Origin of the sequence: Falsiroseomonas ponticola, assembly GCF_016805305.1 — a bacterium.
In the GTDB taxonomy this organism is placed as follows: Bacteria; Pseudomonadota; Alphaproteobacteria; order Acetobacterales; family Acetobacteraceae; genus Falsiroseomonas; species Falsiroseomonas ponticola.
On record NZ_JAERQN010000006.1, the window covers coordinates 72,212 to 85,318 of the forward strand.

A 13,107-nucleotide genomic window follows, 5' to 3' on the forward strand; every position below is an offset into this window, starting at 1 on the left:
CGCGCCATGGACCGCTTCAACCTCTCCGCCTGGGGCGTGCGCAACGGCGCGCTCACCCTCTTCGCCATCCTCCTGCTCGCGCTCGCCGGCGCCGGCGCCTACATGCGCCTCGGCCGGGCGGAGGACCCCTCCTTCACCCTCAAGCTCATGATCGTCAGCGCCAGCTGGCCCGGCGCGACGGCGGAGGAGATGCAGGCCCAGGTCGCCGACCGCATCGAAAGCCGGCTGCAGGACCTGCCCTGGCTCGACCGGGTGGAGACCTTCACGCGGCCCGGCTCCTCCGTGACCACCGTGCTGCTGCGGGACACGACGCCCCCGCGGGAAGTCGCGGGCCTCTGGTACCAGGTGCGCAAGAAGGTCGGCGACATCACCGGCAGCCTGCCCGCCGGCGTGCGCGGCCCCTTCTTCAACGATGAATACTCGGACGTCTATTCCGCCGTCCTCGCCCTGACCGGCGCCGACAATGCGGAGATGGTGCGCCAGGCCGAGCAGATCCGCCTCCGCCTGCTGCGCATCCCCGGCGTCGAGAAGGTGGCGATCCAGGGCGAGATCGACCAGCGCATCCATGTGGAGGCAAGCCACGCCCGCATGGCGACGCTCGGCATCCAGCCCTCCGCCATCATCGATGCGCTGGCGCGGCAGAACCCCGTGGCGCCGGCCGGCGTGGTGGAAACCGGCGCGCTGCGCGTGCATCTGCGCGTCGGCGGCGGGCTGGACGGGCTGGAGGCGATCCGCGCCGTGCCCGTCCCGGCCGGGGATGGCCGCACGCTGCGCCTCGGCGACATCGCGACGGTGACGCGCGGCCTGGCGGACCCGCCTTCCTCCGCCGTCTTCCATGATGGCGCGCCGGCCGTGCTGATCGCGGTCGCCAAGCAGCGCGGCTTCAACGTGCTGGCGCTGGGCGACAGCCTGCGCACGGAACTCGCCGCCATCCGCCGCGACCTCGCCGCCGGGCTTGACCTGCAGCTCATCTCCGACCAGCCGCATATCGTGCAGGAAAGCGTGGCGGAGTTCCTGACCAAGTTCGTCGTGGCCCTCGGCGTCGTGCTGCTCGTCTCCTTCCTCTCCCTCGGCTTCCGCGCGGGCATCATCGTGGCGCTCTCCGTGCCCCTCACCCTCGCCGCCGTCTTCATCCTGATGGCGTATTGGGGGACGGAGCTGGAGCGCATCTCGCTCGGCGCGCTGATCCTGGCGCTCGGCCTGCTGGTCGATGACGCGATCATCGCGATCGAGGCGATGGTGGTGAAGCTGGAGGAAGGCTGGGACCGCGCCAAGGCCGCCGCCTTCGCCTGGGGCAGCACGGCGGGGCCGATGCTGTCCGGCACCCTCGTCACCATGGCGGGCTTCATCCCCGTGGGCTTCGCCGCCTCCACCTCCGGCGAATATGCCGGCGGCATCTTCTGGGTGGTGGGTGCGGCGCTGCTGGCCAGCTGGCTGGTCGCGGTGTGGTTCACCCCCTGGCTCGGCGTGAAGCTGCTGCCCACGCCGAAGCACCATGTCTCCCACGACCACCAGTATGAGGGCCGCTTCTACAAGCTGCTCCGCCGCCTGGTCGGCTGGTGCGTGGACCATCGCTTCGTCGTCATGCTGGCCACCGTCGCCGTGCTGGGCGCGGGCTTCGGGGCCATGGGCATGACGAAGAAGCAGTTCTTCCCGACCTCCGCGCGGCTGGAGCTGCTGGTGGACGTCAACCTCCGCCAGGGCGCGGGGTATGAGGCGACGCGCCAGGCGGTGATGCGCATCGCCGCCCAGGTGGCGGATGACCAGGATGCCGTGATGCACACGGAATATGTCGGCGCCGGCGCGCCGCGCTTCTTCCTGGCACTGAACCCCGATCTGCCCAACGAGGCCTTCGGCAAGCTGGTCATCCAGGCCCGCGACGTGCCGGCCCGCGAAAGGCTCCGCGACAAGCTGATCGCCTATGTCGATAGCGGCGCCGTGCCGGAAGCGCGGGTGCGCGTCTCCCGCCTCGATTTCGGCCCGCCCGTCGGCTTCCCCGTGCAGTTCCGCGTCATGGGCGGCACGCCCGTGCAGCTGCGCGAACAGGCGGAGCGCGTGATGGAGGCGCTGCGCCAGGTGCCCGGCACGCGCGACGTGCAGCTGGCCTGGGGCGAGCGCGCGCCCTCCCTCCGCCTGGTGCTGGACGAGGATCGCGTGGCGCAGCTCGGCCTCTCCCCCCAGGCCGTCGCGCAATCCATGCAGTCCCTGCTCTCCGGCGTCACCGCCACACAACTCCGCGAAGGCGCGCGCCTCGTGGATGTCGTGCTCCGGGCGCCGGCGGCGGAGCGGCTCTCGCTCGACCATCTCGGCGACCTGACGCTGGTGACGGCGGCCGGCCCCGTGCCGCTGTCGCAGGTGGCGCGGCTGGAGCCGGTGATGGAGGAGCCGATCCTCTGGCGCCGCAACCGGGAGGGTTTCCTGACCGTCCGCGCCGACATCGCCCCCGGCCTGCAGGCGCCGGACGTGACGGCCGCCGCCATGCCCGCCATGCAGGCGCTGTCCGCGACGCTCCCCGTCGGCATGCGGATCGAGGCCGGTGGCGCCGCGGAGGAATCCTCCAAGGCCAATGCCAGCCTCTTCGCCCTTTTCCCCTTCATGGTCGGCGCGATGCTGCTGATCCTGATGGTGCAGCTGCGGCATTTCGGCCGCGTGGCGCTGGTGGTGGCGACCGCCCCGCTCGGCATCCCCGGCGCGGCCGCGGCCCTGATCCTGATGGACCAGCCCTTCGGCTTCGTGGCGCTGCTCGGCGTCATCGCCCTCGCCGGGATGGTGATGCGCAACACGCTGATCCTGGTGGACCAGGTGCAGCAGGATGTCGCGGCGGGGATGGATCTCCGCCAGGCCATCATCGAGAGCAGCGTGCGCCGCGCCCGGCCCGTGGTGCTGACGGCACTCGCCGCCGTGCTCGCCTTCGTGCCCCTCACCCTCTCCGTCTTCTGGGGGCCGATGGCGGTGGCGATGATCGGCGGGCTGACCCTGGCGACGCTCGCCACCCTGCTGGTGGTGCCCGCCATGAACGGCCTGGCCCTGCCGCGGCGCCGCCAGGGGGGACACAAGGTCACGAAGCCTGCGCCCGTGCCGCCCGGGCTGGTGCCGGCGGAATAGGGCCGCGCTATCATCGCGCCCCACCATGAAAGGGGCGCGATGCAACGGCACCTGCTGCTGGTCGGCGGCGGCCATGCGCATGTGGAGGTGCTGCGGCACTTCGCCGCGAAGCCGCTGCCGGGCTGGCGCCTCACGCTGCTGACGCGGGAGGCCCATTCCCCCTATTCCGGCATGCTGCCCGGCGTCATCGCCGGGCTGTACCGGGAGGAGCAGGCGCTGATCGACATCCAGGCCCTGGCCGCCCGCGCCGGTGCCGAGGCCGTGATCGACCGCGCCACCGGCATCGACCTCGCCGCCCGGCGCGTGCATCGCGCAGGCGGGGAAGCACGCCCCTTCGACCTTCTCTCCATCGATACCGGCGCGACGCCCGATACCGCCGGCGTGCCCGGCGCCGCGCGCCACGCGCTGCCGCTCAAGCCCATCGACGCGCTGCTGCCGCGCCTGCGCGCCCTGCTGGAGGCTGCGCCCGCGCGCCTCGGCGTGGTCGGCGCCGGCGCCGCGGGGGTGGAGGTGGCGCTGGCGCTGCGCGCCCGCCTGCCCTCGGCGAGCGTGACCCTGGTCGCTGGCGTGGCCGGCGTCCTGCCGGGCTTCCCCGACAAGGCCCGCGCCCGCGCCACCGAGGCCCTGGCCGCCCGCCGCATCGCCATCCAGCAGGGCGAGGATGTGGCGGAGGTGGTGGCCGAGGGCCTGGTCTTCCCCCGCGCCGCGCCGCTGGCGCTGGATGCCGTCCTCTGGGCCACCGGCGCCGCCGCACCGGCCTGGCTGGCGGAGACGGGGCTGGAACGTGACCGCGCCGGCTTCCTCCGCGTCGATGCCTGCCTGCGGGCCATCGGGCAGGACCGCATCTTCGCCTGCGGCGACTGCGCGGGCTTCGACCCGCAGCCCCTGCCCAAGGCCGGCGTCGTCGCCGTGCGGCAGGGCCCGGTGCTGGCCCGCAACCTGCGCGCGGCGGCGGAGGGGCACGCGCCACGCCCCTATCGCCCGCAATCCGATTGGCTGGTCCTGCTCTCGCTGGGGGATCGCCGCGCCATCGGCACGCGCAACGGCGTCGTCGTCAGCGGCCGTGCCGCCTGGTGGCTGAAGGACCGGATCGACCGCCGCTTCATGGCGCGATACCAGGGGGCATGATGCGCTCGCGGAAACTCTGGATCGGGGTGGGGCTGGTGGCGGCGCTGCTGGCGCTGCGCTTCACGGGCCTTGGCGAACTGCTGTCGCTCGACACGCTGGCGCGGCATCGCGGCGCCTTGTCCGCCTTCGTGGCCGCGAACTGGCTGCTGGCCGCCGGCGCCTTCCTGCTGGCCTATGCCGCCGCCGTCGCGCTTTCCGTCCCCGGCGCGGTGATCCTGACGCTGTCGGGCGGCTTCCTCTTCGGCGCCGTCGCCGGCACGGCGCTGACCGTGGTGGCGGCGACCATCGGCGCGACGCTCGTCTTCCTGCTGGCGCGGCGCATCTTCGGCGCCGATGCGCTGGACCGCCTCGGCCCCGTCGCGCAGAGGCTGGCGGCAGGGTTGCGGCGTGATGCCGGGCCCTATCTGCTGGTGCTGCGGCTCGTGCCGCTGTTCCCCTTCTTCCTGGTCAACCTCGTGCCGGCCTTCGCGGGCGTGCGGCTGCCGGTCTTCGTGCTGACGACGCTGATCGGCATCCTGCCCGCCACGGCGGTATTCAGCCTGGCCGGCGCGGGGCTCGGTTCCGTGCTGGATGCCGGCGGCACGCTGGAGATCCGGAGCATCCTGACGCCGCAGATCATCGGCGCGCTCTGCGGCCTGGCGGCGCTGTCGCTGGCCGCCATACCGCTGAAGCGCCGCTTCGCGAAGGATTAGCCGAGGCGCTTCGCCAGCGCCGCCGAAAGGCCGATGGTCTCGACCGGCGCATGGACGGTGCCCACGCCGATGGGCGCGCCGCCCATGGCGTCGAAGGCGGCGCGGATGCCCGTCTCCACCGAGCACAGCACCGGCACGGGCACCAGCGGCGCCAGCTTCGCGGCCAGGCCCGCGAGCCCCGCGCCCCCCAGCACCACCGCCTCCGCCCCATCCAGCGTCACGCAGTCGCGGCAGGTCTGCGCGAGTGACGCCACCGCGCTGTCCGGATCGCGCGCGATGTCGCCGCCCGTGGGCAGGATGCTGCGGACGCCGGAGAGGCGATCGCCATAGCCGCGGTACCGATGGAATTCCTCCAGCATCGGCTTCCAGGCCGCGCCGCCGCTGACCACGCCGAAGCGCCGCGCGATCCGGCAGGCCGCCTGCGCCGTGGCATCGGCCAGCCCCAGCACGGGAACGGCGGCGATCTCCCGCAGCGCATCCAGCGCGGGATCGCCGTAGCAGGCGATCAGGACCGCGTCGGCATCGCCACCCTGCTCCGCGAAGGCGTCGATCGTCGCGTGTTCGGCGATGGCCGCGGCGGCGCGGCTTGCGATGTAGCGCGCGCCGAAGCGGCCGGTGGCGCCGGTGACGGTCACGCCGGGCGGCGCCAGGCCCTGCGCGATGGCAACCAGCCGGTCCGTGATGGCCTGGGTCGTGTTGGCATTGATCAGCAGCAGCTTCATGAGGGCATTCCATCCCCCATCGCGTCGCGAAAAGCTAGTTCGGGTCCCCGCTGGCGCGATACCACTCCATGATCTCCCGCCCCTGCATGAAGCACACGCCCGGCATGGCCATGAGGTCGTCCAGCATGGCCTCCAGCGCGCCGATGCGGTGGGGCACGCCGGTGATGTAGGGGTGGATGGCGAACCCCATCACCTTCGGCCCCGCCTCCGCCAGCAGCCTGGCCGCCGCCAGCCGCGCGCGCCGCGGCAGTTCCTGCTCGTCATGGTGCTGGATCATGGCGATGGGGATGTCGTTGAGTTCGACGGAGTAGGGCATGGTCAGCACCTCCCCCGCCGAGGTCCGCAGCCGCGCCGGCAAATCGTCCACCACGAAATCGGCGATGTAGCGGATGCCCGCCTCCGCCAGCAGGTCCGGCGTCTCCAGGGTTTCGGTCAGCCCCGGGCCGAGCCAGCCGACCGGCGGCGCTCCGGTGAAGCGCGTGATGGCCTCGACGGTCCGCGCGATCATCGCACGCTGGTCGGCTTCGCGATGCGTCGGCACCTGCACGAAGCCGTGCCCCATGAACTCCCAGCCGGCATCATGGGCAGCCTGCGCGACGCGGGGATATTCGTGGCAGACATTGCCGTTGATCGACAGCGTCGGCCGGATGCCCCGCTTCGCGAAGGCGTCGAGGAAGCGCCAGAAGCCGACGCGCATCCCGTATTCATGCCAGGCCCAGTTCGCGACATCCGGCAGCAGCGCCGCCCCCGTCGGCGGGCTCAGCACCTGGCGCGGCATGGGGTTGTCGATCAGCCAATGCTCGACATTCACCACCGGCCAGATGGCGAGTTCCGCGCCCCCCGGCAGCGCGGCCGGCGGCCGGTCCTGCGGCGCGGCGTAGCGGAGGCGTTGTTCGGGACGCATGCTCAGGATTCCACGATCACGGCCACGGGTCCGCCGCCATCCGGCCCCTGATGCTCCGCCCCGCCGCTGATGAAGAGGTCGGTGCGCCCCGTCGCCGCCGCGGCCACGCCGCCGACCAGCGCGCGGGCGTGGCGCGTGGCGTTGATGTCGCTGTCGTCGTTCATGATGTGCCGGTTGCCGCGGATGCGCCCGCTGGCGGAGGGCTCCGCCTTGGCCAGCAGCGCCGCCAGTCGCCCGCGCTGCGCGTCGGAAAGCTGCCCCGGCGCCGCCAGCCCCGCCGCCGCCAGCGCCCGCTGGATCGCCGGGAAGTCAATCCCGTCCTGCATCACGTCATGCGCGATGCGCAGGCTTCCCGCCCAGGCCTCGCTATTGCCCAGCACGACGATCTCGTTCCGCGTCAATTCGACGCCCGCCGAGGCACTCGCCACGCCCGACCACAGCGACAGATCCTCCCCGATCACCGCATCGGAAAGCCGGTCCGTCGCCACCTCCCCCAGCGCCAGCGCGACGCCGAGCGCCGAGGCCCCGCGCGAGAGCCCCATGGAGCGGTAGGTGTCATGCGTGGCGACGGTGGCGCCGCGCGCCTCGGCGTCCGCGATGCGCTCGCTGGTCAGCAGCGGGCATTTCACCTGGACGTAGTGGACATCGGCAACCGAGGCGATGCCCGCATCGGCCATGGCGGCGCGCACCGCTTCCGCCGTCGCCTCCACCTGCGCCATCCGGCCCAGCTCCTCCGGCCGGAAGTCGGGCGTGAAGGCCGTGCCGATGGCGAGTGCGCCGGCCGGCGCGGCATCCGTCTCCGTCACCGAGAACAGGATGAAGTGGGGCGCGAGCCCGCCTTCCGTGCCGCCGGACATCACCATCGCCACGCGCTCCGCCACCACGGCGGGTGTCGTGCCGAGATGGGCGGCGAGCATCGCGGCCAGCGCACTCACGGCGTAGGCTCTGGTAAAATCGTTGACGCAGCCATTGCCCTCGGTCTTGCCGAGGATGGCGACGATGCTGGCGGGGTCCAGCCTACCGGCGCTGAACAGCGCCTCGATCCCCGCCATGTCGGCGGGGTGGCGCATCGGAACCCGATGCACCGATGCCAGTCGAGTCATGCTGCCTTCTTCGCGTGGTGGCTGTGCAGCCGCGCACCCAGTTCGCGCCGCACCTCGTTGAACTCCGGCGAGGAAACGTCGCGCGGCCGCGGCAGCTCGATCCGATGCTCGCTCGCGATCCGCCCAGGCCCCGGCTCCATCACCACGACGCGGTCGGCCAGGAAGATCGCCTCCTCGATGGAATGGGTCACGAACAGCACGGTCAGCCCCGTGCGCTGCCACAATTCGAGAAGCTCGTCCTGCAGCCGCTCCCGCGTCATCGCATCCAGCGCGCCGAAGGGCTCGTCCATCAGCACCACCTCCGCGTCATTCGCCAGCACGCGGGCGATGGCGACCCGCTGCTTCATGCCGCCGGAGAGCTGGTGGGGATGCGCATCCGCAAAGCGCGTCAGGCCGATCAGGTTGACGAAGCGCTCGACCGTCTCCGCCACCTCGCCCTTCGGCCGGCCGCGCGACTTCGGCCCGAAGCCGATATTTTCTCGAACTGTCAGCCACGGGAAAAGGCCATAGTCCTGGAAGACCATGCCGCGGTCGGGCGCCGGCCCGGCGATGGGCTTGTCCCACATCAGCGCATCGCCATTCGTCGGCTGCTCGAACCCCGCCACGATGCGCAGCAGCGTCGATTTGCCACAGCCGGAGGCACCGATCAGGCAGACGAACTCGCCCTTCCGCACGGTCAGGTTCGCGTCGCGCAGCGCCTCGATCCGCGTATCGCCCAGCGTGTAGGTCTTGCCGACATGCTTGATGTCGAGGATGGGGATCTCAGCCACGATGCATGGGGCTCCAGCGCAGGGCGCGGTTCATCAGCATGACCACGATTCGGTCGCTGACGAAGCCGGCGATGCCGATGACGATCATGCCGCAGATCACGAGTTCCGTGCGGCTCAGCGTGCGGCCATCCATGATGACGGCGCCCAGCCCCTGCGGCACACCCGTCATCTCCCCCACCACGATCACGAACCAGGCGAGGCCGAGGCCGAGCCGCAGCCCCGTAAAGATGGAAGGCAGCGCGGCCGGCAGCACCACGCGGAAGAACTGCGCATTGCCGCGGCAGCCCAGCATGGACGCGGCCTCGAACAGCCGCGGCTCCACATTCTTCACGCCGAAGATGGTGTTCAGCAGGATGGGGTAGAAGGCGCCGAGGAAGACCAGGAAGAAGGCGGATTTCGGCCCCAGCCCGAAGAGGATCATGGACAGCGGCAGCCAGGCCGTGACCGGGATCGGCCGCATCAATTGCAGAAACGGGTCGAGAAGCTGCCGCACCAGCGTGATGCGCCCGATCAGCAGCCCGAGCGGCACCGCCACCGCGGCAGCCAGCAGAAAGCCGCCATAGACGCGCGACGCGCTGGCCAGCAGGTGCAGGTGGAGCGTGGCGGAGAAGGCATCGTCCCAGATGCCGCCCACCGCGAAATCCACCATGTACTCCGCCACCTCGGCGGGGGACGGGATCAGCCGCGTCATCCCCGCCTTCACCGCCAGGTGCCAGCCCAGCAGCAGCAGCAGCGGCACCACCAGCGACAGCGCGATGGGGCCGAGGCGTTTCGCCAGGCGCTGCCCCGCGCTGCGCGTGGGCGCGACGGCGGGCGCCGTCGCGATCATGGCCTCGGCCATCGCACCCTTCCCTTACGAGGTCGCGACTTCGTTGGAGAAGCGCGGGTTGAGGAAGGTGTTGAAGTTCGGCAGCTGGCGGATCTGCCGCATCTCCAGCATCTGCTGCGCATAGGCGCGCGCCTGGCCGAGCACCGTGTCGTCCAGCTTCCAGATGTATTCGACGTTGTTGGCGCCCAGCGCCTGCTCCACCGCTGCGCGCGGCGCGCCGAGGATGCGGACCGTCGCATCCGCGACCTCGCGCGGATTCGCCATCATGAACTCGCTGGCCCGGCGATGGATGCCGAGCATGGTGCGCACCAGCGCGGGGTCCTGCGCGATCTGCTGTTCGCTGGTCGCGAAGATCATGTTCAGCCCGCCCATGGCGGTGCCGTAGGGATATTCCACCAGCTGGCCCACGCCGGAGGAGATGGACAGCCCCGGCCCCGGCTCCGCGCCCACATAGGCGTCGATGTCGCCGCGGGAGAGCATGGCATGCATCTCGCCGAAGGGCACGCGCACGCTGGTGATGTCCCGCACCGTCATGCCGGTCTGGCGCAGGCGCTCCAGGATGAACACCTCCTGCGTCGAGCCCGGCCAGATGCCGACGCGCTTGCCGCGCAGATCCGCGATGGTGCGGATCGGCGTACCGGCCTTGGCGACCACGCCCATGCCCCGGTTGCAGAAGGCGCCGACCACCACCACGGGCTCCCCGGCCGCCGCGCCCAGCAGCGCGGCGGCGATGCCGAAGCCGCCGAAATTGACGGAGTTGGTGACGACCGCGTTCTTGCCGTCGGTCGGGCTGTCGAAGGTCGTGATCTCGATCTTCAGGTTGGCCGGCGCGAAACGCTCATAGAAATGCGGCGTCATGGAATGGATGAGGCGAAGCGACCCCATCCGCACGGTGCGCTGCGCCTGCGCATTCGCGACATGCGGCGCGGCGACCAGCGCGCTGGCCCCGGCGAGGATATGGCGGCGACGGATCATTCTCTCTTTCTCCCTGTTCAGCCCATGGGTTTCAGGTGGTGGCGAGGCTGGCGATGAAGGCGCGCCAGCCGCCGAACTCGGAAATCTCGGTGGCGCCGGCCAGGCCCTCGGGCTCCACCAGGAAGCCCTTGGGCGTGGTGCCATCGGCCAGCAGCAGCGTGCCGATGCAGAGCGGCGCGGGAACGCCGGCGACGAAGCGGCCGAAGCCGTCCTCCGGCAGCGCCCAGACCTCCGTCGCGATGGCGTGGCCATCGGCCACGCGCAGCAGGCCCGGCCGCTTCGGCGGGCCGCCCGCCAGCGCGAAGAGCCGGTAGCAGGGCCTGGTCGCGACGGCGCGGCGCAGCACCGCCCCTTCCCGCAGCAGTTCCGGGTTCAGCACCATGCCGGAGAGGTGCGCGCCGACGACGGCGATCTCGATCATGCCGCGAAGCCCTCCATCAAGGCGGTGCCGGTGGCGGCCAGCGCGGCGTCGTGGCCGCGGGGCCCGATCAGCGTGACGCCGAAGGGCAGCCCGTCCGGCCGAAGCGGCGCCGGCACGGCCAGCGCCGCCAGGTCCAGCAGGTTGACGAAATTGGTGTAGGTGCCGAGCCGGGCATTGGGCCCGATCGGGTCCGCCTCCAGCTCCGCCAGCGTCGGGAAGTTGGGGGCGGTCGGCACCAGCAGCGCCTCGATCCCCTCCCAGGCCGGACGGGTCGCGAGGCGGAGCTCCGCCAGGCGATGCAGGCCGCGGAAGGCATCCGTCGCGCTGAAGCGCGCGGCGCCGGCGACGATCCGGCGCGTGACGGGGTGCATCGCCTCGGGCGCGACCAGCGCGCCGAAGGCGGCATCGCGCTCCGCCACGAAGGCGCCCTCGTAGAGCAGCCGCGCGACTTCGAGGAAGGGCGAGAGGTCGCGCTCCACCAGCGTCACGCCGGCGGGCAGGCGCGCCAGCGCCGCCTCCCACGCCGCGCGCTGCGCCGGCCCATCCAGGTGCAGCTCCTGCGCGCGGGGGATGCCGAGGCGGGTCAGCGCCGCGCCCGGCGTGCCGAGCTCGATCGGCCGCGACCAGGGATCGCGGTCATCCGCGCCGGCCATCACGCCGTAGCAGGCCCAGGCATCCGCGACGCTGCGCGCGAAGACGGAAATGCAGTCGAGGCTCGGGCAGGCCGGCACCACGCCGCGGGAGGGGATGGCGCCGACGCTCGGCTTCAGCCCGACCAGCCCGTTCAGCGCCGCCGGCACGCGGCCCGACCCGGCCGTATCCGTGCCGAGCGACAGCAGCGCCAGCCCCTGCGCCACCGCGACGGCGGAGCCGGAGGAGGAGCCGCCCGGCACGCGATCCGGCGCGCAGGCATTGCGCGGGACGGGATGCGGCGTCCGCACCCCCACCAGCCCCGTCGCGAACTGGTCGAGATTGGTCTTGCCCGTGATGATCGCCCCCGCCGCCACCAGCCGCGCCACCGCCGGCGCCGATTCGGCCGGGCTGTAGGCATGGGCCGGGCAGGCCGCCGTGGTCGGCATGCCGGCGACGTCGATATTGTCCTTCACCGCGACCGGCACGCCCCAGAGGGGGTAGCGCGCGGGGTCGAAGGGCGGCAGCGCCGCCACCGAGGCCGCCATGGCCTCCGCCGTTGGCCGGTGGAGGTAGATGCCGGGGTCGCCCAGCGCCTGGTGCCGCGCCTCCAGCGCCGCGATCACGGCGCCGGGCGCCAGGCCGCCGGCATAGGCGGCGTGCAGCGCGGCGATGCTGGCGGGCAGCGCGGTCATCGGGGGGATCGGGGCGTCGCGGTCATCGCCGCCGCATCAGCAATCCGCGTGCCGCGGGGAGGGATCACGCCATATCAAGGGCTTGGCTACGAAACGGTGCCGCGCCGTGTATGCAGCGCCCGCCATCAGGGCCGGATATGCATCGAAAAAGGGCAGATGGGCGCCGCCACGCCCCGCATCCGTGTATGCAAATGCCCCGGAACTGCCCAGTCGTCAGGCAGCGTCCGGCCGCCGCCTCGCCCCCGCCATGGCCACCCAGGTGCGTTCCGTCACGCCGATATGCGCCCGCAGCGCCGCCGCCGCCCCTGCCGCATCGCCGCGCTGGATCGCCGTCACGATCGCCACATGCTCCTCATGCGACTTCCGCATCCGGTCCGGCGCTTCCAGCTGCGCCGCCCGGAAGGGCGCCAGCCGCCGCCGCGTCGCCGAGGCGATCTCCGCGAGGTAGCGGTTATGCGCCCCGGCATAGAGCAGGTGGTGGAAGGCCACGTTCGCCGCCCGGTACCCCGCCACATCCCCCGCCCGCACCATGCCCGCCATGGTGGCGATCTGGCGTTCCAGCCCCCGCCGCTCCGCCGGCGTCATCCCCGCCGCGCAGCGGGCGGCGGCCATCGCCTCCAGCTCCGCCATCACCACGAACATCTCGGCCAGCTGCCCGGCATCGGGGATGGCGACGACGCAGCCGCGGCGCGGCACCGCCTGCACCAGGCCCGTCGGCGCCAATTGGCGCAGCGCCTCCCGCACCGGGGTGCGGCTGACCGAGAACTGCGCCGCCAGCGAGGCCTCGTCCAGCGCCGCGCCCGGCTTCAGGCGGCCGGCGACGATGTCATCCGCCAGCTGGGCGGCGATCACCTCCGCCCGCGTGGGGCGTCGCGCCTCCTGGCGCGCAGGGGATCGCGCCTCCTGGCGCGCGGGGGATCGAGCCTCCTGGCGCGCGGAGGATCGCGCCTCCGGGTGCGCGGAGGATCGCGCCTCCGGGTGCGCGGAGGATCGCGCCTCCGGGTGCGCGGAGGATCGCGCCTCCGGGTGCGCGGGGGATCGCGCCTCCGCTCGCGCGGGCTGGCGCGGTTCAACCCGCGCGGGATTGCGCGGCTCCGCCCGCTCGGGGGGCTGCTGGAGGGTTTCGGGGGAGG

12 protein-coding genes are annotated in these 13,107 nt (G+C 72.4%); 3 read left to right on the forward strand and 9 right to left on the reverse strand.

All coding sequences use genetic code 11. The features are described from left to right. Positions 1-6: 6 nt before the first annotated feature. The 3 genes from JJI54_RS18120 to JJI54_RS18130 are packed head-to-tail and all read left to right on the forward strand — an operon-like array spanning position 7 to position 4,925. Positions 7-3,105 (forward strand): efflux RND transporter permease subunit, encoded by a 3,099-nt coding sequence (locus JJI54_RS18120; RefSeq protein ID WP_203074446.1) that lies wholly within the window; start codon positions 7-9, stop codon positions 3,103-3,105. 39 nt (positions 3,106-3,144) lie between these two features. Further along, a complete protein-coding gene (locus JJI54_RS18125; RefSeq protein WP_203074447.1) occupies positions 3,145-4,233 on the forward strand; it encodes an FAD-dependent oxidoreductase in 1,089 nt (362 codons plus the stop codon). After that, positions 4,230-4,925: a TVP38/TMEM64 family protein gene (locus JJI54_RS18130; protein WP_203074448.1), complete on the forward strand. Its 696-nt coding sequence runs from the start codon at positions 4,230-4,232 to the stop codon at positions 4,923-4,925. Before JJI54_RS18125 ends, JJI54_RS18130 begins: the two co-directional genes overlap by 4 nt. On the opposite strand, the gene JJI54_RS18135 is transcribed toward JJI54_RS18130, so the two are convergent. The 9 genes from JJI54_RS18135 to JJI54_RS18170 all read right to left on the reverse strand — a co-directional run bounded on the left by JJI54_RS18135 (position 4,922) and on the right by JJI54_RS18170 (position 12,826). After that, positions 4,922-5,647 (reverse strand): aspartate/glutamate racemase family protein, encoded by a 726-nt coding sequence (locus JJI54_RS18135; RefSeq protein WP_203074450.1) that lies wholly within the window; start codon positions 5,645-5,647, stop codon positions 4,922-4,924. The genes JJI54_RS18130 and JJI54_RS18135 overlap by 4 nt on opposite strands. Positions 5,648-5,681: 34 nt before the next feature. Then, positions 5,682-6,551 carry a polysaccharide deacetylase family protein gene (locus tag JJI54_RS18140; protein ID WP_203074452.1) on the reverse strand — a complete coding sequence of 290 codons (870 nt, stop codon included), beginning with the start codon at positions 6,549-6,551 and terminating at the stop codon, positions 5,682-5,684. A 2-nt stretch (positions 6,552-6,553) separates the two neighbouring features. After that, the gene (gene atzD, locus JJI54_RS18145; protein WP_203074453.1) at positions 6,554-7,654 is read right to left on the reverse strand and encodes a cyanuric acid amidohydrolase; all 1,101 of its coding nucleotides are present in this window, start codon (positions 7,652-7,654) and stop codon (positions 6,554-6,556) included. After that, a complete protein-coding gene (locus JJI54_RS18150) occupies positions 7,651-8,424 on the reverse strand; it encodes an ABC transporter ATP-binding protein (protein ID WP_318987529.1) in 774 nt (257 codons plus the stop codon). Before JJI54_RS18150 ends, atzD begins: the two co-directional genes overlap by 4 nt. Continuing rightward, a complete protein-coding gene (locus tag JJI54_RS18155) occupies positions 8,417-9,265 on the reverse strand; it encodes an ABC transporter permease (RefSeq protein WP_203074455.1) in 849 nt (282 codons plus the stop codon). The genes JJI54_RS18150 and JJI54_RS18155 overlap by 8 nt, the downstream gene beginning before the upstream one ends. Before the next feature lie 12 nt (positions 9,266-9,277). Continuing rightward, positions 9,278-10,228, reverse strand: coding sequence for an ABC transporter substrate-binding protein (locus JJI54_RS18160; protein WP_203074456.1), 951 nt, complete (start codon positions 10,226-10,228; stop codon positions 9,278-9,280). A 31-nt stretch (positions 10,229-10,259) separates the two neighbouring features. After that, positions 10,260-10,649 (reverse strand): allophanate hydrolase-related protein, encoded by a 390-nt coding sequence (locus JJI54_RS32235; protein ID WP_226381890.1) that lies wholly within the window; start codon positions 10,647-10,649, stop codon positions 10,260-10,262. Next, positions 10,646-11,974, reverse strand: a complete 1,329-nt coding sequence (atzF, locus tag JJI54_RS18165) for an allophanate hydrolase (RefSeq protein WP_226381891.1) — start codon at positions 11,972-11,974, stop codon at positions 10,646-10,648. Before atzF ends, JJI54_RS32235 begins: the two co-directional genes overlap by 4 nt. Positions 11,975-12,187: 213 nt before the next feature. Beyond that, complete coding sequence (locus tag JJI54_RS18170) at positions 12,188-12,826, reverse strand: GntR family transcriptional regulator (RefSeq protein WP_203074458.1); 639 nt, start codon at positions 12,824-12,826, stop codon at positions 12,188-12,190. Between the last annotated feature and the right edge of the window lie 281 nt (positions 12,827-13,107).

Bases quoted from the DNA above. Each gene is read 5' to 3' on its own strand.
- JJI54_RS18160 (WP_203074456.1), bottom strand. From the start codon at position 10,228: ATGATCCGTCGCCGCCATATCCTCGCCGGGGCCAGCGCGCTGGTCGCC.
- atzF (WP_226381891.1), bottom strand. From the start codon at position 11,974: ATGACCGCGCTGCCCGCCAGCATCGCCGCGCTGCACGCCGCCTATGCC.
- JJI54_RS18135 (WP_203074450.1), bottom strand. From the start codon at position 5,647: ATGAAGCTGCTGCTGATCAATGCCAACACGACCCAGGCCATCACGGAC.
- JJI54_RS18155 (WP_203074455.1), bottom strand. From the start codon at position 9,265: ATGGCCGAGGCCATGATCGCGACGGCGCCCGCCGTCGCGCCCACGCGC.
- JJI54_RS32235 (WP_226381890.1), bottom strand. From the start codon at position 10,649: ATGATCGAGATCGCCGTCGTCGGCGCGCACCTCTCCGGCATGGTGCTG.
- JJI54_RS18140 (WP_203074452.1), bottom strand. From the start codon at position 6,551: ATGCGTCCCGAACAACGCCTCCGCTACGCCGCGCCGCAGGACCGGCCG.
- JJI54_RS18125 (WP_203074447.1), top strand. From the start codon at position 3,145: ATGCAACGGCACCTGCTGCTGGTCGGCGGCGGCCATGCGCATGTGGAG.
- JJI54_RS18120 (WP_203074446.1), top strand. From the start codon at position 7: ATGGACCGCTTCAACCTCTCCGCCTGGGGCGTGCGCAACGGCGCGCTC.
- atzD (WP_203074453.1), bottom strand. From the start codon at position 7,654: ATGACTCGACTGGCATCGGTGCATCGGGTTCCGATGCGCCACCCCGCC.
- JJI54_RS18130 (WP_203074448.1), top strand. From the start codon at position 4,230: ATGATGCGCTCGCGGAAACTCTGGATCGGGGTGGGGCTGGTGGCGGCG.